29 protein-coding genes and 1 tRNA gene are annotated in these 23,471 nt (G+C 66.2%); 16 read left to right on the plus strand and 14 right to left on the minus strand.

What is annotated here, in order from left to right; translation table 11 throughout:
- Positions 1 to 27: 27 nt before the first annotated feature.
- Positions 28 to 660, minus strand: a complete 633-nt coding sequence (locus HRJ34_RS21040; RefSeq protein ID WP_208632307.1) for an energy transducer TonB — start codon at positions 658 to 660, stop codon at positions 28 to 30.
- Between the two features lie 290 nt (positions 661 to 950).
- Between HRJ34_RS21040 and HRJ34_RS21045 the strand changes: the two genes are divergently transcribed.
- Both HRJ34_RS21045 and HRJ34_RS21050 read left to right on the plus strand, forming a co-directional pair.
- The gene (locus HRJ34_RS21045) at positions 951 to 1,118 is read left to right on the plus strand and encodes a hypothetical protein (protein ID WP_016746880.1); all 168 of its coding nucleotides are present in this window, start codon (positions 951 to 953) and stop codon (positions 1,116 to 1,118) included.
- Positions 1,119 to 1,150: 32 nt separating this feature from the next.
- Positions 1,151 to 1,351 (plus strand): PspC domain-containing protein, encoded by a 201-nt coding sequence (locus tag HRJ34_RS21050; RefSeq protein ID WP_012048655.1) that lies wholly within the window; start codon positions 1,151 to 1,153, stop codon positions 1,349 to 1,351.
- A 50-nt stretch (positions 1,352 to 1,401) separates the two neighbouring features.
- Here the strand turns inward: HRJ34_RS21050 and gltX are convergent, their stop codons facing one another.
- Complete coding sequence (gene gltX / locus HRJ34_RS21055; RefSeq protein WP_208632308.1) at positions 1,402 to 2,730, minus strand: glutamate--tRNA ligase; 1,329 nt, start codon at positions 2,728 to 2,730, stop codon at positions 1,402 to 1,404.
- Between the two features lie 131 nt (positions 2,731 to 2,861).
- On the opposite strand from gltX, the gene HRJ34_RS21060 reads away from it, so the two are divergent.
- The gene (locus HRJ34_RS21060) at positions 2,862 to 3,797 is read left to right on the plus strand and encodes a ribose-phosphate pyrophosphokinase (protein WP_012048653.1); all 936 of its coding nucleotides are present in this window, start codon (positions 2,862 to 2,864) and stop codon (positions 3,795 to 3,797) included.
- A gap of 110 nt (positions 3,798 to 3,907) precedes the next feature.
- Here the strand turns inward: HRJ34_RS21060 and HRJ34_RS21065 are convergent, their stop codons facing one another.
- A complete protein-coding gene (locus HRJ34_RS21065) occupies positions 3,908 to 4,330 on the minus strand; it encodes a VOC family protein (RefSeq protein WP_208632309.1) in 423 nt (140 codons plus the stop codon).
- A gap of 56 nt (positions 4,331 to 4,386) precedes the next feature.
- Between HRJ34_RS21065 and hisN the strand changes: the two genes are divergently transcribed.
- The gene (gene hisN, locus HRJ34_RS21070; RefSeq protein WP_012048649.1) at positions 4,387 to 5,151 is read left to right on the plus strand and encodes a histidinol-phosphatase; all 765 of its coding nucleotides are present in this window, start codon (positions 4,387 to 4,389) and stop codon (positions 5,149 to 5,151) included.
- 106 nt (positions 5,152 to 5,257) lie between these two features.
- Here the strand turns inward: hisN and HRJ34_RS21075 are convergent, their stop codons facing one another.
- Positions 5,258 to 7,390 carry an AsmA family protein gene (locus tag HRJ34_RS21075; protein ID WP_208632310.1) on the minus strand — a complete coding sequence of 711 codons (2,133 nt, stop codon included), beginning with the start codon at positions 7,388 to 7,390 and terminating at the stop codon, positions 5,258 to 5,260.
- Between the two features lie 166 nt (positions 7,391 to 7,556).
- Here HRJ34_RS21075 and rpmI point away from each other — a divergent pair, with 166 nt between their 5' ends.
- From rpmI to pheT, 4 genes are all read left to right on the plus strand, one after another.
- Positions 7,557 to 7,760, plus strand: coding sequence for a 50S ribosomal protein L35 (rpmI, locus tag HRJ34_RS21080; RefSeq protein WP_012048647.1), 204 nt, complete (start codon positions 7,557 to 7,559; stop codon positions 7,758 to 7,760).
- A gap of 14 nt (positions 7,761 to 7,774) precedes the next feature.
- Positions 7,775 to 8,152, plus strand: coding sequence for a 50S ribosomal protein L20 (gene rplT, locus HRJ34_RS21085; RefSeq protein WP_012048646.1), 378 nt, complete (start codon positions 7,775 to 7,777; stop codon positions 8,150 to 8,152).
- 141 nt (positions 8,153 to 8,293) lie between these two features.
- Positions 8,294 to 9,373 (plus strand): phenylalanine--tRNA ligase subunit alpha, encoded by a 1,080-nt coding sequence (gene pheS / locus HRJ34_RS21090; RefSeq protein ID WP_029993726.1) that lies wholly within the window; start codon positions 8,294 to 8,296, stop codon positions 9,371 to 9,373.
- Positions 9,370 to 11,748 (plus strand): phenylalanine--tRNA ligase subunit beta, encoded by a 2,379-nt coding sequence (gene pheT / locus HRJ34_RS21095; protein WP_208632311.1) that lies wholly within the window; start codon positions 9,370 to 9,372, stop codon positions 11,746 to 11,748. Before pheS ends, pheT begins: the two co-directional genes overlap by 4 nt.
- A 137-nt stretch (positions 11,749 to 11,885) precedes the next feature.
- Here the strand turns inward: pheT and HRJ34_RS21100 are convergent, their stop codons facing one another.
- Positions 11,886 to 12,530 (minus strand): DNA-3-methyladenine glycosylase family protein, encoded by a 645-nt coding sequence (locus tag HRJ34_RS21100; RefSeq protein ID WP_037505483.1) that lies wholly within the window; start codon positions 12,528 to 12,530, stop codon positions 11,886 to 11,888.
- An 81-nt stretch (positions 12,531 to 12,611) separates the two neighbouring features.
- On the opposite strand from HRJ34_RS21100, the gene HRJ34_RS21105 reads away from it, so the two are divergent.
- Positions 12,612 to 12,929: a 2Fe-2S iron-sulfur cluster-binding protein gene (locus HRJ34_RS21105; RefSeq protein WP_016747143.1), complete on the plus strand. Its 318-nt coding sequence runs from the start codon at positions 12,612 to 12,614 to the stop codon at positions 12,927 to 12,929.
- Positions 12,930 to 13,270: 341 nt separating this feature from the next.
- Here the strand turns inward: HRJ34_RS21105 and rlmB are convergent, their stop codons facing one another.
- On the minus strand, positions 13,271 to 14,014 hold the full coding sequence (gene rlmB, locus HRJ34_RS21110) for a 23S rRNA (guanosine(2251)-2'-O)-methyltransferase RlmB (protein ID WP_016747054.1): 744 nt from the start codon (positions 14,012 to 14,014) through the stop codon (positions 13,271 to 13,273).
- Positions 14,015 to 14,139: 125 nt separating this feature from the next.
- Here rlmB and HRJ34_RS21115 point away from each other — a divergent pair.
- Positions 14,140 to 14,225 (plus strand) — tRNA-Tyr (locus HRJ34_RS21115).
- 200 nt (positions 14,226 to 14,425) lie between these two features.
- On the opposite strand, the gene HRJ34_RS21120 is transcribed toward HRJ34_RS21115, so the two are convergent.
- Positions 14,426 to 14,938, minus strand: coding sequence for a hypothetical protein (locus HRJ34_RS21120; protein WP_208632312.1), 513 nt, complete (start codon positions 14,936 to 14,938; stop codon positions 14,426 to 14,428).
- Positions 14,938 to 15,456, minus strand: a complete 519-nt coding sequence (locus HRJ34_RS21125; RefSeq protein WP_208632313.1) for a hypothetical protein — start codon at positions 15,454 to 15,456, stop codon at positions 14,938 to 14,940. Before HRJ34_RS21125 ends, HRJ34_RS21120 begins: the two co-directional genes overlap by 1 nt.
- 266 nt (positions 15,457 to 15,722) lie before the next feature.
- Between HRJ34_RS21125 and HRJ34_RS21130 the strand changes: the two genes are divergently transcribed.
- Complete coding sequence (locus HRJ34_RS21130; protein ID WP_208632314.1) at positions 15,723 to 15,968, plus strand: hypothetical protein; 246 nt, start codon at positions 15,723 to 15,725, stop codon at positions 15,966 to 15,968.
- Complete coding sequence (locus HRJ34_RS29655) at positions 15,969 to 16,376, plus strand: type II toxin-antitoxin system PemK/MazF family toxin (protein WP_208632315.1); 408 nt, start codon at positions 15,969 to 15,971, stop codon at positions 16,374 to 16,376.
- A gap of 201 nt (positions 16,377 to 16,577) precedes the next feature.
- Here HRJ34_RS29655 and HRJ34_RS21140 read toward each other — a convergent pair whose 3' ends face one another.
- On the minus strand, positions 16,578 to 16,907 hold the full coding sequence (locus HRJ34_RS21140; RefSeq protein WP_208632316.1) for a hypothetical protein: 330 nt from the start codon (positions 16,905 to 16,907) through the stop codon (positions 16,578 to 16,580).
- A 198-nt stretch (positions 16,908 to 17,105) separates the two neighbouring features.
- On the opposite strand from HRJ34_RS21140, the gene HRJ34_RS21145 reads away from it, so the two are divergent.
- The 4 genes from HRJ34_RS21145 to HRJ34_RS21160 all read left to right on the plus strand — a co-directional run bounded on the left by HRJ34_RS21145 (position 17,106) and on the right by HRJ34_RS21160 (position 20,223).
- Positions 17,106 to 18,416: a surface-adhesin E family protein gene (locus tag HRJ34_RS21145; RefSeq protein ID WP_208632317.1), complete on the plus strand. Its 1,311-nt coding sequence runs from the start codon at positions 17,106 to 17,108 to the stop codon at positions 18,414 to 18,416.
- A gap of 282 nt (positions 18,417 to 18,698) precedes the next feature.
- Positions 18,699 to 19,493 carry a DUF433 domain-containing protein gene (locus HRJ34_RS21150; protein ID WP_208632318.1) on the plus strand — a complete coding sequence of 265 codons (795 nt, stop codon included), beginning with the start codon at positions 18,699 to 18,701 and terminating at the stop codon, positions 19,491 to 19,493.
- Positions 19,490 to 19,966: a PIN-like domain-containing protein gene (locus HRJ34_RS21155; RefSeq protein ID WP_226948878.1), complete on the plus strand. Its 477-nt coding sequence runs from the start codon at positions 19,490 to 19,492 to the stop codon at positions 19,964 to 19,966. Before HRJ34_RS21150 ends, HRJ34_RS21155 begins: the two co-directional genes overlap by 4 nt.
- A gap of 50 nt (positions 19,967 to 20,016) precedes the next feature.
- The gene (locus HRJ34_RS21160; RefSeq protein WP_208632320.1) at positions 20,017 to 20,223 is read left to right on the plus strand and encodes a hypothetical protein; all 207 of its coding nucleotides are present in this window, start codon (positions 20,017 to 20,019) and stop codon (positions 20,221 to 20,223) included.
- A 3-nt stretch (positions 20,224 to 20,226) separates the two neighbouring features.
- On the opposite strand, the gene HRJ34_RS21165 is transcribed toward HRJ34_RS21160, so the two are convergent.
- From HRJ34_RS21165 to HRJ34_RS21185, 5 genes are all read right to left on the minus strand, one after another.
- Positions 20,227 to 20,874 (minus strand): hypothetical protein, encoded by a 648-nt coding sequence (locus HRJ34_RS21165; RefSeq protein WP_208632321.1) that lies wholly within the window; start codon positions 20,872 to 20,874, stop codon positions 20,227 to 20,229.
- A gap of 5 nt (positions 20,875 to 20,879) precedes the next feature.
- On the minus strand, positions 20,880 to 21,329 hold the full coding sequence (locus tag HRJ34_RS21170) for an HK97-gp10 family putative phage morphogenesis protein (RefSeq protein ID WP_208632322.1): 450 nt from the start codon (positions 21,327 to 21,329) through the stop codon (positions 20,880 to 20,882).
- A gap of 9 nt (positions 21,330 to 21,338) precedes the next feature.
- Positions 21,339 to 22,055 carry a hypothetical protein gene (locus tag HRJ34_RS21175; RefSeq protein WP_208632323.1) on the minus strand — a complete coding sequence of 239 codons (717 nt, stop codon included), beginning with the start codon at positions 22,053 to 22,055 and terminating at the stop codon, positions 21,339 to 21,341.
- The gene (locus HRJ34_RS21180; RefSeq protein ID WP_208632324.1) at positions 22,042 to 22,365 is read right to left on the minus strand and encodes a hypothetical protein; all 324 of its coding nucleotides are present in this window, start codon (positions 22,363 to 22,365) and stop codon (positions 22,042 to 22,044) included. The genes HRJ34_RS21175 and HRJ34_RS21180 overlap by 14 nt, the downstream gene beginning before the upstream one ends.
- 215 nt (positions 22,366 to 22,580) lie before the next feature.
- Positions 22,581 to 23,471, minus strand: coding sequence for a hypothetical protein (locus HRJ34_RS21185; protein WP_208632325.1), 891 nt, complete (start codon positions 23,469 to 23,471; stop codon positions 22,581 to 22,583).

Genomic DNA, 23,471 nt, shown 5'->3' on the forward strand with positions numbered 1-23,471 from the left:
CCGGGGCGCGACGGGCCGGTGCGGGCCTCAGTCCTTGAGGGTGAAGCGCACCGTCATCGTCCGCCAGCTTTCGGTGGCGATGCCGTCCTTCGTCGCCGGCCGGAATTTCCAATAGCGCAGCGCCTGCCGCTTGGTCGCGTCGAAGAAGCCGGGGTGGGTGGCGCTCACCATCTCGACCGCCTTCACCCGGCCGTCGATGCCGATCAGCACCCGGACGGTGGCACTCCCCTCCAGCTCGGCGCGGACCAGCTCGGGCGGATAGTCGGGCTGGAAGCGCGCCACCGCCGACGGATCGATCGTCGCCGGCAGCATCGCCGGTTCGGACGCCGCCGGGATCTGCGGCAGCACCGGCGGCAGCGGCCGGGGCGGCAGCGGGGTCAGCTCGATCGGCCGCACCGGATCGCCGGCCCGGACGATCGGATCGACCCTGGTCGGCTGCGCCTGCTCGGGTTCGGCGGCCGGCGGGGGTGGCGGTTCGACGGGCGGCGGGGTCGCCTCCCGGATGCTTTCGACGATGGTGGGAAGATAGACGATGCGCTGGATCGCCTCGGGCGGCGCGAGCGCGAGCGCGGCGAGGACCGCCGCATGGCCGGCGATGACGAGCGTCAGGCCGATCTTGTTGGTCGTCTTGCCTTGGTCGAGAAAACCTCCATGGGTCATGAACGCCTCCTGCTCCGAATGCGTCCGCGCTGCGGCGGACCGCAGAGGCAATGATACATCATTACGATGGGTCTAGCGCGGAAATCCTGTCGGGGCCGCAACGGTGGCGGTATGGCGTCGTTTCCCATGTGGAATTGGTGAATATTCCCACCTGTTGGCGCGATCGCTTCGGCCTATGTGGTCGAGATTGGGGAAAATGCCCGCATTCCGGGCTTTCGGCGATTTGGCACGGCTCCTGCAATCGTCCTGGCATCGGCCGGAAGGGTGGTCGTGACAATGGGAGCAAGACGATGATCGACACCAGCCTCAGCCTCGGCGAAGCCCGGCGCTTCCTGCTCGCGGTGGGCGGCGGTCTTCTGTTCAGCCTCGCCTGCCTCGCGACCGCGCTCGGCCCGGCCAACGCCAATTGCTTCTGCACGGCGGCCTCGGTCTCGCTCGACCGGCCCGCCCTGCTCTGACCCGCCCCTCTCATCCGCAAAGGGAAATTGCCATGTCCGTCCGCAGCAACAGCTTCCGCCTCAACAAGAGCGAGGGCAAGATCATGGGCGTCTGCGCCGGTCTTGCCGACTATAGCGGCATCGACCTGATGCTGGTCCGCGTGCTCGCCGTGCTGCTCACGCTGTGCGGCGTCGGCTCGACGATCATCCTCTACCTGCTGGTCGGCCTGATCGCCCCGTCGAACCGGTACTGAGACCCCCTCTCAAACGTCATCCCAGCGGAGGCCGGGATGACGAGGAAAGGTCAGGCCGCCGCCCGCAACCTCTCCACCGCCCGCGCCTTGCCGATCAGCGGCAGCAGCGCGTTCATGTCGGGGCCGTGCTCGCGGCCGGTCAGCGCCAGGCGCAGCGGCAGGAACAGCGCTTTGCCCTTGCGCCCGGTCGCGGCGCCGAGCGCGGCGGTGAGCGCCTTCCAAGCGCTTTCGTTCCAGTCGATCGCCGCCGCCGCGTCGGCCGCCTGCGCCAGATAGGCGCGGTCCTCGGGGGCGATTGCGGCCGACACCGCGCCCTCGACCACCGCCCACCAGCCGGCGGCCTCGTCGATACGGTTCAGGTTCGGGCGGATCGCCTCCCAGCCGGCGGCGTCCATGCCGGCGGGCAGGCGGCCGGCCACCGCCGCATAGGGCAGCATATGGATGATCCGCGCGTTGAGCGCCTTCAACTCGTCGAGGTCGAAGCGCGCCGGGGCGCGGCCGAAGCGGGCGAAGTCGAAGCCGTCGAACAGCGCCGCCGGATCGGCGACCGGCTCGACCGGCAGGCTGGTGCCGATCCGGGCGAGCAGCGCGATCAGCGCGACCGGCTCGATCCCCTCGTCGCGGAAGGCGTCGCAGCCGAGCGAGCCGAGCCGCTTCGACAGCTTGCCCTCGCTGCCGACCAGCAGCGCCTCGTGCGCGAAGGCCGGTTCGGGCGCGCCGAGCGCGGCGAACATCTGCAACTGCAGCCCGGTGTTGGTGACATGATCCTCGCCGCGCACGACATGGGTGACGCCCATGGCGATGTCGTCGATCACGCTCGGCAGCATGTAGAGCCAGCTTCCGTCGGCGCGGCGGACGACCGGGTCGGACAGCAGCCTGGGATCGAGATGCTGGGGCCCGCGGATCAGGTCGGTCCAGGCGATCGGCGACTCATGGTCGAGCAGGAAGCGCCAGTGCGGGCGGCGCCCCTCGGCCTCATAAGTGGCGCGCTCGGCGTCGGACAGGGCCAGCGCGGCGCGATCGTAGATCGGCGGCAGGCCGCGTCCGGCGAGGATCTTGCGCTTGAGCTCCAGTTCCTCGGCGCTCTCGTAGCAGGGATAGACACGGCCCTGCGCGCGCAGTTCCTCGAACCGTGATTCGTAGAGCGCGAAGCGGTCCGACTGCTTCGCCTCGGCGTCGGGGTGCAGGCCCAGCCAGCCGAGGTCGGCGCGGATCGACGCGGCATTCTCCTCGGTCGACCGTTCGAGGTCGGTGTCGTCGAGCCGCAGCAGGAAGCGCCCGCCATGCGCGCGCGCCCACATCCAGTTGTGGAGCGCGGTGCGGATGTTGCCGACATGGAGGCGGCCGGTGGGGGATGGAGCGAAGCGGGTGACGACCATGCGGCGCCTTTAGGCGGATATCGTTGGTTCAGCCACCCTCTTCCCCGTCGCGCCGCCGCGACCATTGCCGTTTGAGGGTGCAAGCCCTAAGAGCGCCCGAGTCTCGGCCACCGCCCTCGGGGAAACTGTCCATGAAACTGCTCGCCGGCAATTCGAACCAGCCGCTCGCCAAGGCGATCGCCGCCTATCTCGAACTGCCGCTGACCGACGCCAGCGTCCGCCGCTTCGCCGACGAGGAAGTGTTCGTCGAAATCCATGAGAATGTCCGCGGCGAGGACGTGTTCGTGATCCAGTCGACCGGCTATCCGGCCAACGACAATCTGATGGAGCTGCTGATCTGCATCGACGCGCTGAAGCGTTCGTCGGCGCGCCGGATCACCGCGGTCATCCCCTATTTCGGCTATGCCCGGCAGGACCGGAAGCCCGGCCCGCGCACCCCGATCTCGGCCAAGCTGGTCGCCAACCTGCTCGAGACGGCGGGCGCCAGCCGCGTCCTTTCGGTCGATCTCCACGCCGGGCAGATCCAGGGCTTCTTCGACATCCCGACCGACAATCTCTACGCCGCGCCGGTGATGTCGGCCGACATCCAGGCGCGCTTCGGCGGGCGCAACATCATGGTCGTGTCGCCCGACGTCGGCGGCGTCGTCCGCGCCCGGGCATTGTCCAAGCGTCTCGACAACGCTCCGCTGGCGATCGTCGACAAGCGTCGCGAGCGCGCCGGCGAATCCGAAGTGATGAACATCATCGGCGACGTGTCGGGTCGCTTCTGCATCCTCGTCGACGACATCGTCGATTCGGCCGGCACGCTCTGCAACGCCGCCGCCGCGCTGCGCCAGGCGGGCGCGGAGGACGTCGTCGCCTATGTCACCCACGGCGTCCTCTCGGGCGGCGCCGTCGCCCGGGTCGAGGGGTCGGAACTGCTCGAACTGGTGATCACCGACTCGATCGGCGCCTCCCCCGCGGTCGCCGACGCCAAGAAGATCCGCCACCTGACCATCGCCCCGCTGCTCGGCGAGGCGATCAAGCGCATCGCCGACGAAAGCTCGGTGTCGAGTCTTTTTGATTAAGCCCTCAAACGCCGGGCGCCGGGCGTCCGCCCGGCTTGGCTTCCTCGCATAAGCTCGGGCGCGCGTTCGCGCTTGCGGACCTCATTCTGAGGTCCGGCATTCGTTCGGCCTCACCCCGCCCAGGGGTCGTAGCTGCCGAAGTTCCAGACATTGCCCTCCGGGTCGCGCGCGTCGTAGCCGCGGCCCGGATAGCCGGGGTTGTCCCTCGGTTCGGTGAGGATCTCGGCGCCGGCGGCCCTTGCGCGGGCGTGGTGGGCGTCGGGGTCGGCGACATAGGCGCTGACGCACATGGTGATGCCGCCCGCTTCCCGCGCGGTCTTCCAGCGGTACAGCTCGGCCGCTTCGCCGGACCGGGCGGAGCCCAGCATCACCATGCCGCCGTCGAGGGTGAGCTGGGCGTGATGGATGATCGACGGGTCGTCGGGGTCGGCATAGACGGCGTGGCGCGCGAAGCCGAAGGCGTCGCACAGGAAGGCGATGGCGGCGGGGGCGTCCTCATAACGCAGGCAGGGGATCAGGCGCGACTTGGTCATGGCTATTCCTCCTCGGCGGGCTTGCACTTTGCACCCGACGCGGGGATGACGCCAGCATGACCAACGACGACATCATATTGGCCAACCGCCTGGCCGAGGCGGCGGGCGAGGCGATCCGCCCCTTCTTCCGCGCCCGCTTCGACCTGGAGACCAAGGCCGACGCCTCGCCGGTCACCGAGGCCGATCGCGCGGCCGAGGCGGCGATGCGCGCGATCATCGCCGTCGAGCGGCCCACCGACGGGATCATCGGCGAGGAATATGGCCGCGAGCGGGAGGATGCCGAGCGCGTCTGGGTGCTCGATCCGATCGACGGCACCCGCGCCTTCATCGCCGGGCGGCCGCTGTTCGGCACGCTGATCGCGCTGGTCGAGGACCGGCAGCCGGTGCTCGGGGTGATCGACCAGCCGATCGCGCGCGACCGCTGGGTCGGCGCGTCCGGCCAGCTCACCATGTTCAACGGCGTCCCGGTGCGGAGCCGCGCCTGCGCGCGGCTGGCCGACGCGCATCTCGGCAGCACCTCGCCCGCCTTGTTCGCGGCGTCTGACTATGACCGCTTCGCCCGGGTGAGCGCCGCCGCCGGCGACGTGCTGTGGGGCGGCGACTGCCACAATTACGGGCTGACCGCCTCGGGCCATCTCGACGCAGTGATCGAGTCGGGGCTCAAGCTCCACGACTTCGCCGCGCTGGTCCCGGTGATCGAGGGCGCGGGCGGGCGGATGACCGACTGGCAGGGCCGGCCGCTCGACGCGAACAGCGCGGGCGACGTGATCGCCGTGGGCGACGACCGGTTGATCGAGCAGATCGTGGCGCTGCTGAACTAGAGCGATTTCTAGGCAGATGGATACATCTGCCGGCTCGGAAATCGCGGTAAAACAATGGTCTAGGGCAGCCGATCCGATGCAATCGGATCGTGAACCGCTCTAGGGCCTACATCCCCAGCTTGTCGGGCTGCTTGCGGTCGCCGGCCTGGCGGCGGTTCTCGCGGGCCGATCCGACGTCCTTGCGCGGCTTCCCCTTCGTGGTCCGCATCGCGCTGGCCTGCGCGCCCGCCAGCACCGGGCCGCAGGCGGCCGCCTTGGCGTCGCCGACGTCGACGAAGGCCAGCACCGCCGCGAGCGGGCTCGCCACCGCGCCGAGCGCGAGCCCCGCGCCGCCGCGCGCCAGCAGTTGCGGGCTGATGATGTTGATGCCGGGCTGCGCGAAATAGCCCTTGATGCCGACCGGCGACTGGCCGGAGAACAGGCTGAACTTCTTGGAATCGGCGCGGAAGCGCATGTCGAGCGACTCGTCCTTGAAGCTGAAGCCGCCCTTCGCCGTCATCACGTTCTTGTCGGTGTCGATCAGGATCGGGTCGGCCGCGGCGACGCCGTCGCGCACCGTGAAGCCGAGCAGGCCGCAATTGATCTGCACCGGCTTCTTGAGCTTGTCCTGGAGCAGCTTCTGCACGAACACGCCGACGTCGAACTCGGACAGCTGGATATATTGCGTCCAGAAGGTGCCGCGCGGCAGGATGATCGCGATCCGCCCGTTCGACGTGGCGAGCGAGTCGCGCAGCGTGTCGCCGGTGCCCTTCATCCGCACGCGCGCCTTGATCGCGCCGGTGGTTCCCGCCTGGTGGACGCCGAAGCCCGCGAACAGCTTCGCCATCGGCGTCGGCGACAGGCGGATGTCATAGTCGGTGACCACCGCCGGCACCCGCGCGTCGATGACGATGTCGGAGGCGAGGTGGCCGCCGGCGATCTCGAAGCTGAACGGCGACAGCGTCATCAGGCTCTTGTTCAGGTCGAAGGTCAGGTCGACGTTGCTGATCGGGAATTTCGGATTCCGGAAATCCTTCACCGTGTAGAGGATATGGGCGTCGAAATTGCGGATCGCGTCGATCCGGAGCGGCGCATCGGGCAGGATGCGCGGGGTGCCGCCGGTCTGCGCGACCGCCGCCTGCGCGCCCTTCGCCGCCAGCGCCTCGGGCTCATAGCCGATGAACGGGCCGACATCGATGATGTCGACCCGGTTCGAATCGAGCACCGCGTCGAGGAACAGCCGGTCGCCCGGCAGGCTGATCGTCATGCGGCCGTGCAGGTCGCTCGCGCCGTAGCGGCCGTTGATCCGGGTGAAGCGCCATTCGCCGCCGGCCTTGGTCAGCTTCGAGGTGAACCAATAGGCGCGGGTGTCGGGCGCGGCGACGCCGAGGAAGTCGAACAGCAGGCGGATATTGGGGCCGCGCACCTTCAGGTTGAGGTCCGATCCCTCGATCTGCGTCGCCGCCGGCAGCACGCCGTCGAGGTCGAGGCGGGTCGGCCCCGACCGGGCGTGCATCGCGAACCGGGTCCTGCCGAACGCCACCGTCGAATTGGGCGAGAGCAGCGCGCCGTTCATCGTGAAGGGCTTGCCGCGCAGCGTGCCGGTGCCGGTGAAGGGCACCTTGCCGGCGATGCGGGCGTCGCCGGCCGCGATGTCGCCGACCTTGACGTCGGTGCGCAGTTGCAACGCCGGATCAATGTAGCGGACCTGGCTGTCGGTCACCCGGGCGCGGGCGATCGTCGGCCAGCGGAACGGCTCGCCCTTCCTGTTCGGATCGCCGAAGGTCCAGCTGTTGCGCTTCCGCGCGTCCCATTCGGCGTCGACCCGGGCGCCGTCGAGCACCAGCCAGTCGGCCTTCCGCTCCCCGAAGATCAGCGGGATCGTCTTGATCCGGGCGGCGACGTGGCGCGCCTCGAGGAAATGGGGCCGGGTCGTCCATTTCGGGTTGGAGATGGTCAGCCCGTCGGCCAGGAAGCGGGCGTCGATGATGTCGAAATAGAATTGGAAATCGCCCGCCACCTTCACCTGCCGCTCGGTCATCCGGCTGGCGACCGACTCGAAGGTCGGCTTCAGGAAGCGGCCCTTGGTGACGTAGAGGACGAACCAGGCCAGCACGACCAGGCCGATGACCGTCGCCACCACCGCGAAGCCCGCGGCGAGCGTCCAGTTGGCGGGATCGCGCCGCCGCCGGGCCGGCTGCGGAGCGTTGTCGGAAGCCCCCTCGGGGACCTCGATCGGGGGATGGGGTTCGACTACCATGACCTGGGGAAACCCCCGGCGGCCGACGCTGGTTCCGATTCCGGCCCTGACGGGTTGCAATCCGGCCCCGCCCCCCTTATAGGCCCGCGCTTCCGCGATTTGATGGACGGTCCGGCTGTATGGGCTGCCGTGGCTGTCTGCAAACGTCGCATATCAGGAGACGAAAATGCCCAAGCTCAAGACCAAGAGCGGCGTCAAAAAGCGCTTCAAGCTCACGGCCACCGGCAAGGTGAAGCACGGCGTCGCCGGCAAGCGTCACCGGCTGATCAGCCACAATTCCAAGTATATCCGCACCAATCGCGGCACCACCGTTCTCGCCGAGGCCGATACGGCCCGCGTGAAGCTGTGGGCCCCGTACGGCCTGAACTGAGGGAGGACCGCTAAATGGCACGCGTCAAGCGCGGTACGACCACCCACGCCAAGCACAAGAGGATTCTTGGCGCGGCGAAGGGCTATTATGGCCGCCGCAAGAACACCATCCGCATCGCGCGTCAGGCCGTCGAGAAGGCCGGCCAGTACGCCTATCGCGACCGCAAGGTTAAGAAGCGCTCGTTCCGCGCGCTCTGGATCCAGCGCATCAACGCCGCTGTCCGCGCCGAAGGCCTGACCTACGGCGTGTTCATGCACGGCCTGAAGCTGGCGGGCATCGAGCTGGACCGGAAGGTCCTGGCCGACATCGCCATGCACGAGGGCGAGGCCTTTAGCGGCATCATCGCCCAGGCCAAGGCCGCCCTCCCCGAAGGCGCCCGCATCGCGGCGTAAGTCTTCGGACACCAGACAGGAGGGGCGCGGTGGCCATGGTCACCGCGCCCTTTTTGTTTGTCTTGTGCCCGCCCGCGAGGGTACGGGGCTGGCGCGAACAAGTGGTCCGCCACAAGGCGGGAATGACGAAGGTAAGACAGGGTGGCAGACGAACAGGACGCGCTTTCGGAGATCGCATCGGCGGCGACGCTTGCCGATCTGGAGGCTATTCGCGTGCGCACGCTCGGCAAGTCGGGGACGATCACCGCGCTGCTCAAGACGCTGGGCGCGATGACGCCCGATCAGCGACAGGCCGAGGGGCCGAAGATCCACGCGCTGCGCGAGGCGGTGACCGCCGCGATCGCCGATCGCAAGGCGAGCCTGGAGGGCGCCGCGCTCGAGGCGCGCCTCGCCACCGAGACGCTCGACATGAGCCTGCCGGTGTCGGCCGGCATGCAGGGGTCGGTCCATCCGGTCGCGCAGGTGATGGACGAGCTGGCCGAGATCTTCGCCGACCTGGGCTTCGCGGTCGCGACCGGGCCCGAGATCGAGGACGACTGGCATAATTTCACCGCGCTCAACATCCCGGAGACGCATCCGGCGCGCGCGATGCACGACACCTTCTATTTCCCGGACCGCGAGGACGGGAAGAAGATGCTGCTGCGCACCCACACCTCGCCGGTGCAGATCCGCACGATGATGACCGAGAAGCCGCCGATCCGCATCATCGCGCCGGGGCGGACCTACCGGTCGGATTCGGATGCCACCCACACGCCGATGTTCCACCAGGTCGAGGGGCTGGTGATCGATCGCGGCATCCATATGGGCCATCTCAAGTGGACGCTGGAGACCTTCGTGAAGGCCTTCTTCGAGCGCGACGACATCGTCCTGCGCCTGCGCCCCAGCTTCTTCCCCTTCACCGAGCCCTCGGCCGAGGTCGACGTCGGCTTCACCTGGGAGAAGGGACGCCGCGTGATCGGCGGCGATCCGGCGGCCGGAAACGGCGGCTGGATGGAGATTCTCGGCTCGGGGATGGTGCATCCCCGGGTGATCGCCAATTGCGGCCTCGATCCGGACGAATGGCAGGGCTTCGCCTTCGGCTGCGGGATCGACCGGCTCGCGATGCTCAAATATGGGATGGACGACTTGCGCGCCTTCTTCGACGGCGATCTCCGCTGGCTCCGGCATTATGGTTTCGCGGCGCTCGACGTGCCCACGCTGTCGGGGGGAGTCGGCGCATGAAGTTCACGCTGAGCTGGCTCAAGGAGCATCTGGACACCGAGGCGGGCCTCGACGCGATCGTCGAGGGGCTGACCCGGGTCGGCCTGGAGGTCGAGGGCGTCGAGGACGCGGCCGAGAAGCTGGGCGCCTTCCGCATCGCCCGCATCCTGACCGCGGCGCCGCACCCGCAGGCCGACAAGCTGCAGGTCCTGTCGGTCGACGCCGGCGACGGCGGCGATCCGCTGCAGATCGTCTGCGGCGCGCCCAACGCCCGCGCGGGGCTGGTCGGCGTGCTCGGCCGGCCGGGCGACTATGTCCCCGGCATCGACGTCACCCTGAAGGTCGCGGCGATCCGCGGCGTCGAATCGCGCGGCATGATGTGCTCGATGCGCGAGCTCGAGCTGAGCGACGCGCATGACGGGATCATCGAGCTGCCGGCCGACGCGCCGGTCGGCGCCGTCTATGCCGACTGGGCGGGGCTGTCCGATCCGGTGATCGACGTCGCGATCACGCCGAACCGGCAGGACTGCATGGGCGTGCGCGGCATCGCGCGCGACCTGGCGGCGGCGGGCCTCGGCGCGCTCAGGCCGCTCAACCTGCCGTCCATCATCGGCCAGGGCGAATGCCCGATCGAGATCCGCACCGACGATCCCGAGGGCTGCCCCGCCTTCTTCGGCCGGGCGGTGCGCGGCGTCGTCAACGGCGACAGTCCCGAATGGCTGGCCAAGCGGCTGATCGCGGTCGGCCAGCGGCCGATCTCGGCGCTGGTCGACATCACCAACTATGTGATGCTGGACCATGGCCGCCCGCTCCACGTCTATGACCTCGCCAGGCTCAGCGGCCCGCTGGTCGCGCGCAAGGCGACCCCGGGCGAAGAGGTTCTTGCCCTCAACGGCAAGAGCTACACGCTCGACGAGACGATGACGGTGATCGCCGACGCCAACGGCCCCGACGACATCGGCGGCATCATGGGCGGCGAGAAGACCGGCGTCACCGCCGCCACCACCGACGTGCTGATCGAATGCGCCTATTTCACGCCGGAGGCGATCGCCCGCACCGGCCAGAAGCTGGGCCTGACCTCCGACGCGCGGGCGCGGTTCGAGCGCGGCGTCGATCCGCAGTTCCTCGAAGCCGGCCTCGCCATCGCGACCCGGCTGGTGACCGAGCTGTGCGGCGGCACGCCGAGCCCGGTCGTCCAGGCGGGCACCCCGCCCTCGGGCACCAAGGCGCTGCGCTACGATCCGACGCTGACCGAGAAGATCGCCGGCCTCGCGGTCGAGCCCGATCGCCAGCGCACCATCCTGGCGGCGCTCGGCTTCGGCATCGACGCGGTCTGGAACGTCTCGGTGCCGAGCTGGCGCCGCGACGTCGACGGCCCGGCCGACCTGGTCGAGGAGGTCGTCCGCATCATCGGCATCGACAATATCCCGTCGACCCCGCTGCCGCGCGGCGAGGGTGTCGCCCGGCCGACCGCGACCCAGGCGCAGAAGGTGGAGCGCCGCGCCCGCCGCACCGCCGCCGCGCGCGGCCTCAACGAGGCGGTGACGTGGAGCTTCATCAGCGAGGCGGAGGCGCGGCCGTTCGGCGGCGGCGCGTGGACGCTCGCCAACCCGATCAGCGAGGAGCTGAAGGTCATGCGGCCGTCGCTGCTGCCCGGGCTGGTCGCCGCCGCGCGGCGCAACGCCGATCGCGGCGCCGGCAGCATCCGCCTGTTCGAGGTCGGCCGCCGCTATCTCGCCGACGGCGAGGGGCTGACGCTCGGCCTGCTGCTGGCCGGCGACCGCACCCCGCGCGACTGGCGCAGCGGCAAGGCGCAGGCGTTCGACGCGTTCGACGCCAAGGCCGAGGCGGTGGCGATGCTCGGCGCGGTCGGCGCGCCGGTCGATCGGCTGCAACTGTTCGAGACGGTGTCGAGCGGGGTCTATCACCCCGGCCGCTCGGGATCGCTGCGGCTGGGGCCGAAGACGGTGCTGGCCGAGTTCGGCGAACTGCACCCGAGCGTGGCGCGCGCCTTCGACATCGACGGCACCGTCGTCGCGGCGGAAGTGTTCCTCGACGCGGCGCCGGTCAAGCGCGCCTCGTCCGACCATATGCGCGAGGCCTATGCGCCGCCCGCGCTGCAGGCGGTGCGCCGCGACTTCGCCTTCCTCGTCTCTGCCGACCGGGCGGCCGACGAACTGCTCCGCGCGGTGCGCGGCGCCGACAAGGCGGCGATCGCCGAGGCGCGGCTGTTCGACCTGTTCCAGGGCCAGGGCGTCGGCGAGGGCGAGAAGTCGGTGGCGATCGAGGTGGTGCTCCAGCCCAGCGAGAAGAGCTTCACCGACGCCGACCTCCAGGCGATCTCCGAGAAGATCGTCGCGGCGGCGGCGAAGCTGGGGGCGAAGCTCAGGGGCTGACAGGCCGCTGAAAAACCGCGTCATTCCCGCGAAAGCGGGAATCCATGGACGGCGGCCCGCAGGAGGTCGCACGCTCCGCGACCGTGGATTCCCGCTTTCGCGGGAATGACGGAAAAGGGCAGGGAGATCGGCCGAAGCTACAGCGGCATCTTGTCGGTCTTGGCCGTGCTGGCGCGCGCGTTGTAGCTATGCCAGGCGAAGATCGCGGCGGCGCCCCGATGCGGGCTCCAGCCATGTGCCAGGCGCCGCGTCTCGCGCTCGCTCGGCCGCTCGGGCAGGCCCAGCAGGCGGCCGACCTCGATCTGCACGGCGAGGTCGCCGGCCGGCCAGACGTCGCCGCGCCCCTCGGCGAACAGCAGGTAGATCTCCGCCGACCAGCGGCCGATCCCCTTGATCGCGGTCATCTGCGCGATCGCCTCCTCGTCGTCGGCGGGCAGCCGGTCGAAATCGATCGTGCCGCTCGCGACATGCTCGGCCAGGCTCCTGGCATAGGCGATCTTCTGCCGCGACAGGCCGGTGGCGCGGAGCAGGTCGTCGGGGGCGGCGGCGACCGCCTCGGGGGCGAGGCCGGCACCGACCATCGTCTCCATCTTCGCCCAGATCGCATTGGCGGCGGCGACGCTCACCTGCTGGCCGACGATCGTCCGCAGCAGCGTCTGGTAGCCGCGATCGCGGATGCGGGGCGGGGGGTAGCCGATCGCTTCCAGCATGCGCGCGATGGCCGGTTCGATGCCCGCCAGCGCATCGATGCTCCGGTGGAGCTGTTCGGCGGAAAGGCTCATTTCGGTTCCTGCTCTTGATTTCACCGGTCCCGCGCTACATAGGCGCGCGAAATCCGGATTATGCAAATCGGGGGAGTGGTAATGCCCAAGTTGGTTGTCGTTACGCGTGAGGGTGAGGAATCGGTCATCGAAGCGGAGACCGGCCTATCGGTGATGGAGGTCATCCGTGACGCCGGAATCGACGAGCTGCTGGCGCTGTGCGGCGGCTGCTGCTCCTGCGCGACCTGTCATGTGTTCGTCGATCCGGCCTTCAACGGCCTGCTGCCCGACATGAGCGACGACGAGAACGACCTGCTCGACAGCAGCGACCATCGCGACGACCGTTCGCGCCTGTCGTGCCAGCTCACCATGACCGACGAGCTCGACGGCCTGACCGTCACGATCGCGCCGGAAGATTGAGCTGTTAGGATCGGGCCGAGGCCCGATCCTTTTTTGTTTGGCCTCAAGCGCCGGCGGTCGCATCCGCGACCTTGGCTATCCTCGCATAAGCTCGGGCGGCCGCCACGGCTCGCTTCGCGAGCCGATCTCCGCCTGCGGACTGCCCCCCGGGCAGTCCGCGGACCGGCTTCGATCCTTGCGGGACGCTGCGCGTCCCGTTCCACCGCAAGAGATTGGCCTCGGAGTCCGTAGGGCTCCGCAAGCGCGAACGCGCGCCCGAGCTTATGCGAGGTTAGCCAAGCCGGGCGGAGGCCCGGCGCCCGGCGCCTGAGGGCTAAAACAAAAAACCTACAAAACCCCCATCACCCTCTCACCGCGATCGCGTAGAGCGCGATCGCGGCGGCGTTCGAGATGTTCAGGCTCTCGACCTTGGGGCTGATCGGCAGCTTGGCGAGTTCGTCGCAATGCGCCTCGGTGTTCTGGCGCATGCCCTCTCCTTCGGCGCCGAGCACGATCGCGATCCGCGAATCCCCCATCACCTGCGCCAGCGTCCCCTTGGCGTGGCCGCTCAGGCCGATCCGCCAGAAGCCCGCCTCGGCGATCTCGTCGAGCGCGCGGGCGAGGTTGACCACCCGGACCCACGGCACCAGCTCGAGCGCGCCCGAGGCCGAACGGGCGAGCGCGCCCGATTCGGGCGGCGCGTGGCGGTCCTGGGTGACGATGCCGACCGCGTCGAAGGCGGCGGCCGAGCGCAGCACCGCGCCGACATTGTGCGGATCGGTGACCTGGTCCAGCACGACCAGCGGCCGGCGGTCGCCCTGCGCCGCCTCCAGCAGGTCGCCCAGCCAGATGTCGGGCAGCGGATCGACCTCGATCACCAGCCCCTGGTGCGGCGCGTCGTGCGGCACCAGGCGGCCGAGATCGGCGGCGTCGGCATAGGTGACCGGGATGACCGGCGGCAGCTCCAGCGCGCTCACCGCCTCGCGTGTGCCCCATAGTCGCTTGACGGTGCGGTCGGGGTTGGCGAGCGCCGCGATCACGGCGTGGCGGCCCCAGAAGCGGGGACGGCCCTGGGCGGGCTGGGACGGACGATGGCCTTTGCGCATGGGCCTGCCTTACCGATGGTGGGCGGTTTCGCGCAAGCATTGCAGCGACAGAGATTTTTCCGGGCTTCGGGCGTTGACAGCCGTGTCCCGATTGGCCATTGAGCCGCCTCGCTTCAGGCGCCTTTGGAAGGGTGGCCGAGTGGTTAAAGGCAGCAGACTGTAAATCTGCCCGCGTGAGCGTACGCTGGTTCGAATCCAGCCCCTTCCACCATCAATCTTCGGTTAAGTTGATGATTTTTCGGGGAAACCCGGAAAGGTTCTGGCTTCGGCTCCCACACTTTCACCCACGCCGTGATGAGCTCATCAAGAAAATGGCGGAGCAGCTAGCCAATGCCCAGGCCAGCCACCCCGCCCATTCCATCATCGACGTCGAACCGAGGAGAAGCGCACTTCGACGATCGAGAGGTATCGTCAGCTCCTGCCAGCGCCTACGGACGCTAACGGAGCGCCAAGCCGCCGCAGATCGGCCAGGACGGGCGCGAGATCGTCGATGCCGAGGCTGCCGTCCCGGGCCAGCTCGATCTTGAGCACCACCGCAGCGATATCGGGAGCTGGGGTGGCGAGCACGGCGGCCAGGGCGTCGCAAGCGGCGCTGCCGGCCAGTCCTTCCATCTCCAGAGCTTCGTCGACGCCGAACCGTTGACGGGCCTCCACATCGGCCTGCTTTCGCGCGGCTCGCTCGCTATCAGCCAGCTCGGCCATGGGCTGGCGCGGTTGGCAGGCGGCGTAGAACGCGGCCTCGGCGGCGTCCATGGTTTCGATCGCGGCGTAATGGGCGGCCTTGGCGCGCTCAAGGGTCGCAAGCGCCTGTTCGAACGCTCCAGCCGCGGGAGACGGCAGGGCGGCCACCGGGGCGCCTATGACGAACGGGGCGGCGATCAGGGTGCCGAGGGCGGCCCGGCGAGTGGGGATGGCGGTACCCATCACGCGAACCTCCGTTCATAGCGCCAATCGTCCGCGCGCTGGGTGGCGATCCTGATGCGCTCCGCGTATGCCTCGTTGATTGGGCCGCTTGACTGGTCGTCCCCATATTCCGGCCAGATCACATACAGTTCCGGCTCGCCGTCCTCGTTGGTCTCCTCGCCCTCATCATCGGCGCCCAGGTCGGGATCGGAGACAGGGCAGCCGGGCGTGTCTTGGCGATTGGAATGCGGCCAGAAATCGTCCTCGGAGTTAATGCCATCCACCTCGTCGCCGTTCAGTTCGACGTCGAGATCTCCGTCCAGTAGGTCGAGCGCCTCGATTGCCTGTTCGATGAGTTGTTCGACGGCCTGACGCGGGGCCATCGGAACGCCGGTGATGAACGCGAGGATGGGCGGAAGGGCAATAGGTGCCGCAGGCGGCGTGGGACGGCCATTGTCGTTGGCGATCACCAGGCGCCGCTTCCGGCGCACGGAGGTATTGGCCGGCGCCTCGGCCGGCTGTACAGGTTGAGTAGCCATATCGATCACCTCAGTTGATCGTTGCGGTTAGGGCCGGAGCGAGGTTGCCGCCTTGCTTCGGTCCACATTTTCTGGCATCAACAAATCGCTATGTCAATATCTGACGTCAGAAAATCGCGTGGGCGGCCGGCCGTTAACTCGGTGCCGATTACGCTTCGCCTTCCGCCCGACCAACTCGCGACACTCGACCGCTGGATCGCGGAACAGTCCGATCCAAAGCCTTCTCGGCCGGAGGCTGTGCGGATCCTGCTTACGGAGAAGCTGGCGTGACTCCTGACGAACTGCGAGATATCCAGGCGCGCGCCAAAGCAGAGCTCGCCAAAATCGATACTGCGCACACTGAGGAAAATGAGAACAGATTGCGTGCAGAGTTTGAGCGGCGCGGCTGGAAATTAACGCGGAGTGGCTCTGGGAAAAGCGGCTTCACGCTAGTCGATCCGGGCAGAACAAGGATATCTGGCCTGACTTTGGCAGATGCGCAGAACCTCTTCAAAAAGATCGCTAAAAGCTGAATGCCGTTACCCTTCCATCCGCGCCCCGGCACCATCGTAATCTGCGACTATTCAACTGGCTTCCGACCTCCTGAGATGGTGAAGCGTCGGCTCGCGATCACGATATCGCCCAAGCTGAAGAGGCGAGACAACCTCGTCGCCGTCGTTCCGCTCAGTGCGACATGCCCTCAACCCTTGGAGGATTGGCACCATCGATTGGATTTAGTGATACCCGCGCCTTGGGGTGACGGCCCTCGCTGGGCAGCGTGCGATCACGTCGCCACCGTAGGATATGCGAGGGTGAACCTTCCCCACACAAAGCACCCGGTCACCGGCGTGAGGAAATATGTTCAGATTGAGTTACCCGACGTCGTGGGGGAACTACGGCGCAAGGTGGCGCTGGCTCTGGGGATCGTCATTGAACCTTAATGCGTTTCGCACTATATCGGGACCATTCCTGCACTGCTTCGGCATCAGGCTTAAGTCCGTACCAACGGCGGGATTCAGGCGTTGCCAGCTTGGAATCTGACGAAAGACCCGGCCCGAGCGATTGGGTCGGGTCTTTTCGTTTTGGCGGTTCACCACACCCGTCGCGCCCATCTCCTCCAGCCAGTCGGACAGTTACGGTTCTTACGCCGTCAAATCGTCCTCGTCTGCCTCTAGCGGCTCCCACTCGGCCTGATCGTCAGGTCCGACGAAATACCGGAACCAGCTATCGGTTACCTGGGCGCTTTTGAAGAAGTCTCCCTCTTCGCTCTCGCCGAGGTCATATGGGATAGGCAGCGAGGTTCCGGATAGAAATACCCCGCCATTGGGCAGAGTGGCGAACTCGCACGCATCCGTCGGGCAGCATTCATCCACGTATTCCCGCAGATCCCTGACATTGTCGGCGACGAAGACCCCGACGAAATCGCGCGGATGTTTTTGTTGAGCGTTCAGGCGGACGAGGAATGTGGGCATGGCGGCTCCCAATGGCGCGCGGCGACGGAGCCAGGTTGCCCCGATCACCCTCCAGCCGCAAGGAACTTCACGAGCATTCCCTGACCTCGCCGTCTCCATCCATTCTGGAGCATTCCTAAGAACCCACTTGACGGCGCGGCGCGCTGGTTGCCCTGTGCGATCTCGCGGTTAGCGCTGCGACTCGATAGGGGGCTTTCGATGATCAAGATCCTGACGGCCGCGGCGGGCTGTCTGTTCGCTGCAGGGCCGCTTTTTGCTCAAGCTCTGACTATCGACCAGGTCGCGGAGCTATCGGCCGCCGGCCTCGGTGACGAAGCGATCATCGCGAAAATGAGGCGGGATGGCGCGACCTTTGACCTATCCGCCGGCCAAATGTTGGATCTGAAGAAGCGGGGCGTTTCCGCGCCAGTGATCGCGGCGATGCTGGGCACAGGCACTTCGGCTGCAGCGGCCAGCCCGGTAATGTCGCTGACCTCGCCGGATCCTATGGCGCCTCATCCGGCCGGCGTTTACGTGCTCGTAAAAGGGCCGTCGGCGGAAATGCAGAAGCTCGACGCCACCGTCGTCAACCAAGCAAAGAGTGGGGGGATTTGGGGGTATGTTCTGACTGGTGGCATCGCCTCCCTGTCCATTAAGGCCACGATCCAGAATGAGACGGCTCGTGTCGGTGTAGGCGATCCCTCCCCGGTCTTTTTCTTCTTTTTCGACGAATCCAACCCCGAGGCGGCGCGACAATCAGTTGCCTGGACTTCCGGTACCGCAGCGACTGTCACCTCGCCCAGCGAGTTTACGTTGATCAGGCTGAACGAGAAGGATGGGCGCCGCGAGGCCCGCGTCGGAAGCATGAATATTGGCGGCACGAAGACCGGTGTGATGGATCAAGACCGCATCGCGTTCCAGTACGATGCGGTGCGCCCCGGAGTTTATCGCGTCACGCCTCGCGAGCCGCTCGAGCCGGGCGAGTACGGGTTCATCTATTCCTTGGCCGCCGGTGGGGCAGCCGGCGCTCTGGCGGCCCGCATATTCGATTTTTCGGTACAACCGCGCGCTGGCGTCCAGCTCGCATCAGCGGCGCCTTCGGAGCATTCAATGCCCAAGGTGGTTCCATCTACGTTATCCTCGGCGCCGGCGGCCGGCGCGCAATGGCGCCAGGCGTCCTACTCTCCTGGCACCTCGATCGCCTTCATCGATGCTGCGAGCGTTCGCCGGCAGGGCGATGTCGTGCGCTTCCGGGAGGCGCTCTACTATCGCCCCGACCAAGGGAGCGACCATTTCGTCGCGTTGCGCGAGGCGAACTGTCGCGATCGGTCATTCCGGAATATCTCGGTGAGCTACTATCTGGGCAAATCAGCGGTTGGGAGCAAAGGCGAAAGCGCCGAGGCGATCACCCCGAAACGGGGCACGGTGGACGAGGAAACCGTCCTGGCGGCCTGCGGCTCGCGCAAGTTCGGCAAGCTCTTCGAGGATCCGGATGCGGCTGCGGCGTCGTTTTTCAGCACCGCCAAATAGGCGGCAGCGAAGGACTACTCCCTGCGGTCCGGCGGCCGCTTATCCGGCACATACTCCGCCTGTTCTTCGCGAACGACGATCGTTCGGAACGTGGGGGCTACCAGCCAGTTCGGGGGCTTCGGCTTTCGGCGAGGATGGCGGCGAAGGTGGTCGGACTTCGATTTCTCGGATTCCATGGCGAATATATTGGGTGGCGCCGCGAATCTTCCAGGGTTGACCAGCCGGGGAATGAGCTCGGAGGGATCCAGGGAACGGAGAAAACCTGCGGGCTTGGGACCGCGCATGGTGCGGGAGTGCGCGTGCCCATTTTATGTGCTGGGAGATGACCGACTTGACGCGCTCGCGTCGATAGCCGATTCCTCGGATATCGCGAAGGAGGCCGCGCTGGAGCATAGCCCAATCAATGCAGATCCGTTGCTTGCCGGCTTTTATAGTCCGGCCGACGCTGCACGCCTCCTCCAAGTGGCTTCACCGAAGCTGCGCGGTTGGTTGAACGGTTGGGGTAATAGTGCCGCAGGCCCAATTGTGGACCGCGACTTCAAGCATTCTCGTACCATCAGCTTCCTAGATCTGATGGAGATGAGATTCATCGAAGCTTTCCGACGGCAAGGTGTGTCTATGCAGACACTGCGCGCCGCCGCGGCCCGAGCTCGGAAGGAATGGGATCAACCGCATCCCTTTGCATTGTCGAGAGCAAGATATCTTACGGATCGCCGTAGTGTGTTTGCCCAGGTCGCTGAGCAACAGGGTGATCGGATGACTTGGGATATGGCTTCTGGTCAGCATGAAATGTGGGATGTGATTGAAGCGACAATCGCGAAAGGTGTCGAATTTGATCCTGCTTCGGAGCTCGCGCGGCGCTGGTATCCACTACCGGCCGAATTTCCAAAGATCAGCGTCGATCCCGCAGTGGCGTTCGGGAAGCCGGCACTAATTGATGAGCGAATTCCCACGGCCGCGATCCATCGCATGTGGAAAGCCGAGGGGGGAAGTATTCGCCGTGTTGCAGATGCTTTTGAGATCAGCGAAGACGCTGTGAGAGCGGCCGTCGAATACGAGATAACGACGGCAAATTGAGAATCAGAGCGGACGAGCATATCGCACCAGCGATCGTGCAGGCGGTCAACCAGATCGCCCTCGGTGAAGGATTCGAACTCACCTCGGTTCTAAAAGAGGGGTTCAAAGGGAGCACCGATGTCCACTGGATCACCGCTTTTGCGGCAGACGGCGGTGAAGCCATTTTGACGGCAGATACCGATTTCCTGAAACAGCCGCCCCAAGTGCAAGCTGTAGAAAGAACCGGCGTGAGAGTGATCCACTTGCCTTCGGCTTGGGCGAATGCAAGCCGAGCAATTCAAGCGGGACATTTGATGATCTGGTGGCAGCGCATAGAAGCGCAGCTCAAAGCGATGAAACCGCGGGAATGCTATACTACGCCCTTTAGCATATCGGACGCTGTATCGCTGAAGAAAATCGCGATCGATTTTCAGGGCATGAACAAGAAGGTTAAGAAGGCTCAGCGCGCTTCACGAATTGACCCGAACCGTTAAATGCATGCTGCTATTTGGTTCGACTCGGCTGCAAGTCATATATCCCCGCCATGCCCGGTGAACTCGACGACATCATCGCATTGGTCGACTGCCCGAAATGCGGCACCGAACTGCGCGTGACCTACAAGCAGATCAGGCTCCACCAGGCAGCCGGCTGCTCCTGTGGCGCGCTGATCCGCCTTGAGGATGATACTCGCATAGGCGAAGTGCAGGCGCTGATCGATGAAGCCAACCCGATGGGTGGCGAGAACGACTGAGGGCTAAGGGACGATCTTCTCGCCCACGCGATCAGGCCAGGTCGAAATTACCCGTTTCCGTGAGCCCTCGGCAGTGATGATCCTCAGCTCGGCCATACCGCCCACGCTGTGGTAGCCGCCGCTCGATAGCGTCCTGCGCTGTCGCTCCAAAAGCCAGCGGCCATGTTCGATGACCGAGAACTCTACGGGCAAATGCCGATCGATCGCGGGGCTGATGCAGTTCCGAACCTGCAGATATGTTCCGGGCACATAAGCCTGCCCTGTGCCGCGGATGGGCAGATTGCCTGTAGACAGCAAACGTCCGGAAAATCGGCGATCCCCTATATCGTACACGGCGATCGCTAACGTCACGTCACATGCCCACCGACGTCCGTCTCTCGCGCAATGCTCCATGTTCACCTCCCGGATCGCCCACGCAACATCGGGCAATTCCTCGAGCGCCTCGGCTTGCGTTCGAAAGGGGCGAAACATAGCTCTCAACACCGCTGGCCCGCCGATCATCATGCCAGTCAGCGAAATTGCGAGGCCGAGCCGTGGCATACATACGACCTTGCGCTCAAAGCCAACCACGACGCCGTCAGGGTCGAACAGCGCTGTATCGGTCAGGAACACGGCGCGGTCATCGGATATGATCATGTTGCAGGCGGTCATGCGGACTATTTGCGCCGGATCACCTTATTCACCGCCTGACGAACCATCTCGACCACTTCTTTCCGGTTCTTGGCGACCGCTGGCCGCATATAGGGACGTTCGGCCATCTTCGAAGTGCCGAATTCAAGCCATGCCGCCTTGCGGTCGTTGGCGGTAACCTGGGCATGAAGAGGCCCAAGCCGCGCACTCTCGATGCTATTAGCCAAGTCGTGTGTATCATAAGCAGGCGGCTCTCCCGGTGCCGACGCCTGATACTTGCCCCGGAGGACCCCCTTTACCATTCTCCCCGAACGAGACCCGGCCGTTATCGACACTTGGGCATCGGCTTTGATCAGATCGGCACCAGCGAACAGCGCATCGCCGATACCCTCTGCTATCGCACCGCCCGAGCCACTTCCGCCGCCTAATCGACGCAGGCGGGCAGCATGCTCCTTGGCACCGCGGATCTTTGCCATGGTAGAAGCCTACGTCACAGCCGGCGAAATCTTTTCGCCAACCTTGTCTGGCCAGGTCTTGAGGACGCGCTCGCGAATACCCTTCGCGCTGACGGTGGTGAGATTGGCGCTGCCGCCGACACTGTACCCTCCCCACACGCCGATGCCTTCACGAATATGTCGCTGGGCCTCAAGGAGCGCGACGCCGTCGACGGAAGGCCGGAAGCTCTTGGGATCTGCGAAATCGACCACGCGACCGAACGCCGCACGACACCACCCGTCGGGATCGACGTCTGGAGGACATGTCACATACTGCCGGAGCCGCACCATCGAATAGGGCACGTAGCTCGGTCCGAACACGCTCTGATCACCATGACATGCCCAAAGTTGGGGTTCGCGCCGCTTTTTGCTCCAGAGGGCGACGAAGACAGAAACCGCCGTGTCGTGGCCTGTATCGATATAGGCGGCGTTTTCCGCATGCATCTCGGCAGCGATCAGCGGCAACGCTGCAAGCAGCTCGGCCTGGCTCGAAACGCCCTTCGAAACCAAAGCCTCGCTGATCCTGCGATCGGCTTGACCTGCGGCGTGGATAGGCCCCGCGCCGGTCCAGGCGATAGCGGCTCTGAAACGCGATAAAACGGTGACCTTGGAGCGTATGTCGATCAGCACGCCGTTGCTGTCGGTGGTCGCGCTGTCCGTGATCAGATAGGCTGCCGTCGGCTGCAGCAACACGTTAATCGCGGTCATAACGCAGCGCCCACCCCGCCATCTTGCTCCGACCATAGGCGGCTTGCCTCTCGGGCAGCGTGATTTTCACAGCGTTTTCGGCGGTCGGCGGCCTGGGCGCTTTCGGTCCAAGCCCGAGCACGCCGGCCGCCTTTTGCAAGGCGAAGCTCGTCGCTGTCACGCCGAGCGCGGTGATAGCGCCGGCGATGGCAGTGGCACCGGCCGTCGCTGCCCCCGGCAAAGCCGCAAACGATGCGGCAACGCCAAAGCTGAAATAGGCCAGTGCCGCCGCCGCCCCAATGGTCAGGACGGTACCGAGTGTCTTCCCCATGTCACATCCTCGCTGAAATTTGTAGTTGCCCAGGTCCGGTCGAACTCGCTGTCGTCAATCGCCCAATCGAGGAGCGACGGCGCATCTTCGGCGGCCTCCCCGTCGAGAAGCGGAAAGGGTGCCGCGCACCGGCCAGCAGGTGGAGAACATACCCTGCCTCGGCGCGCGGCCATCGGCGCCAGGAGACGGGCACCGATGATGTGAAGCCTCGGACATTAGAAGTGTGCGTCGGCCGGCTGGCTGAGAGCCTGGCCGGCCGCGAGCGGCTCGACGTTGCAGCCCTTTGCCTGCGCTTCGGCAGCTTGTTCGACGGTCATCATCAGCTCGCCCCGACGGATGCAATCCACCGCGCCATGTTGGGTGGCCAGCGATACCGCAGGTCCGCTCTGCCGGTCCGGCGGTGTAACCATGTAACGAGCGAAGCGAGCCTCCTCAGCGGCCTTCTGCGCCAGATAGGAGCGGTTGCGTTGCCGTTCCTGCTCTTCCATGCGCATGCGCTCCTCTCGCTGCGGCCGCAGGTTTGGACGCAACGTATCGGTGCCGTCGAATGTTGGAATCTTCATCTTCGTAAACCGAAGGACGGGCGACCCTCCGTGAAGATACCAGTTGGCCGGGCATCCCCGGGCCATCGATTCGGCCGACTCCAGCCAATCACAGCCGCTCGGTACATTGCGGCGGGACGCTTCGATCTCGGCGTCGCTCGCTTCGATGCGTTCGATCAGGTCGATGATCTCACCGACCAGGACCGGCCAGCGATCTTTGATGTCTGCCGCGAGCTGATCCCGCCGGCCCCTGATCGCCTCATACTCTTCGACGTGGCGCTTGCGGCGCTCGGAGTCCATCAACTCCTGGTACCGTCCCTGGAGCTGCTGGCGCTTGGCCTGCAGGCGCACCAATCGGCGAGCGACGCGACCGGCCTCCTCGGCCGCGGCCTCTGCCTCGTCTTCCGGCGATGTGGCAGACTTCGACCTGGCATCGAGTGCGTCGTGCTCGATCTGGGCGACATCGATCGCCGCAGCCACTTCGTTGATGAGATCCGAGACGGTTGCTGCTCGGGCACCATGACCCATCGCGGCCAGGATGCGATCATCTAGAGGTTTCGCCAT

It is taken from the genome of Rhizorhabdus wittichii, assembly GCF_017607425.1.
GTDB lineage: Bacteria > Pseudomonadota > Alphaproteobacteria > Sphingomonadales > Sphingomonadaceae > Rhizorhabdus > Rhizorhabdus wittichii.

Coding starts and splice junctions, on each gene's coding strand:
- HRJ34_RS21105 (WP_016747143.1), top strand. CDS start 12,612: ATGCCCAAGTTGGTTGTCGTTACGCGTGAGGGTGAGGAATCGGTCATC.
- HRJ34_RS21185 (WP_208632325.1), bottom strand. CDS start 23,471: ATGGCGAAACCTCTAGATGATCGCATCCTGGCCGCGATGGGTCATGGT.
- HRJ34_RS21065 (WP_208632309.1), bottom strand. CDS start 4,330: ATGACCAAGTCGCGCCTGATCCCCTGCCTGCGTTATGAGGACGCCCCC.
- HRJ34_RS21045 (WP_016746880.1), top strand. CDS start 951: ATGATCGACACCAGCCTCAGCCTCGGCGAAGCCCGGCGCTTCCTGCTC.
- HRJ34_RS21075 (WP_208632310.1), bottom strand. CDS start 7,390: ATGGTAGTCGAACCCCATCCCCCGATCGAGGTCCCCGAGGGGGCTTCC.
- HRJ34_RS21160 (WP_208632320.1), top strand. CDS start 20,017: ATGCCCGGTGAACTCGACGACATCATCGCATTGGTCGACTGCCCGAAA.
- HRJ34_RS21170 (WP_208632322.1), bottom strand. CDS start 21,329: ATGGCAAAGATCCGCGGTGCCAAGGAGCATGCTGCCCGCCTGCGTCGA.
- gltX (WP_208632308.1), bottom strand. CDS start 2,730: ATGGTCGTCACCCGCTTCGCTCCATCCCCCACCGGCCGCCTCCATGTC.
- rlmB (WP_016747054.1), bottom strand. CDS start 14,014: ATGCGCAAAGGCCATCGTCCGTCCCAGCCCGCCCAGGGCCGTCCCCGC.
- HRJ34_RS21100 (WP_037505483.1), bottom strand. CDS start 12,530: ATGAGCCTTTCCGCCGAACAGCTCCACCGGAGCATCGATGCGCTGGCG.
- rplT (WP_012048646.1), top strand. CDS start 7,775: ATGGCACGCGTCAAGCGCGGTACGACCACCCACGCCAAGCACAAGAGG.
- HRJ34_RS21120 (WP_208632312.1), bottom strand. CDS start 14,938: ATGGGTACCGCCATCCCCACTCGCCGGGCCGCCCTCGGCACCCTGATC.
- HRJ34_RS21145 (WP_208632317.1), top strand. CDS start 17,106: ATGATCAAGATCCTGACGGCCGCGGCGGGCTGTCTGTTCGCTGCAGGG.
- HRJ34_RS21050 (WP_012048655.1), top strand. CDS start 1,151: ATGTCCGTCCGCAGCAACAGCTTCCGCCTCAACAAGAGCGAGGGCAAG.
- HRJ34_RS21140 (WP_208632316.1), bottom strand. CDS start 16,907: ATGCCCACATTCCTCGTCCGCCTGAACGCTCAACAAAAACATCCGCGC.
- rpmI (WP_012048647.1), top strand. CDS start 7,557: ATGCCCAAGCTCAAGACCAAGAGCGGCGTCAAAAAGCGCTTCAAGCTC.
- HRJ34_RS21175 (WP_208632323.1), bottom strand. CDS start 22,055: ATGACCGCGATTAACGTGTTGCTGCAGCCGACGGCAGCCTATCTGATC.
- pheT (WP_208632311.1), top strand. CDS start 9,370: ATGAAGTTCACGCTGAGCTGGCTCAAGGAGCATCTGGACACCGAGGCG.
- HRJ34_RS21150 (WP_208632318.1), top strand. CDS start 18,699: ATGGTGCGGGAGTGCGCGTGCCCATTTTATGTGCTGGGAGATGACCGA.
- HRJ34_RS21060 (WP_012048653.1), top strand. CDS start 2,862: ATGAAACTGCTCGCCGGCAATTCGAACCAGCCGCTCGCCAAGGCGATC.
- HRJ34_RS21165 (WP_208632321.1), bottom strand. CDS start 20,874: ATGACCGCCTGCAACATGATCATATCCGATGACCGCGCCGTGTTCCTG.
- hisN (WP_012048649.1), top strand. CDS start 4,387: ATGACCAACGACGACATCATATTGGCCAACCGCCTGGCCGAGGCGGCG.
- HRJ34_RS29655 (WP_208632315.1), top strand. CDS start 15,969: ATGCCGTTACCCTTCCATCCGCGCCCCGGCACCATCGTAATCTGCGAC.
- HRJ34_RS21180 (WP_208632324.1), bottom strand. CDS start 22,365: ATGGGGAAGACACTCGGTACCGTCCTGACCATTGGGGCGGCGGCGGCA.
- HRJ34_RS21040 (WP_208632307.1), bottom strand. CDS start 660: ATGACCCATGGAGGTTTTCTCGACCAAGGCAAGACGACCAACAAGATC.
- HRJ34_RS21125 (WP_208632313.1), bottom strand. CDS start 15,456: ATGGCTACTCAACCTGTACAGCCGGCCGAGGCGCCGGCCAATACCTCC.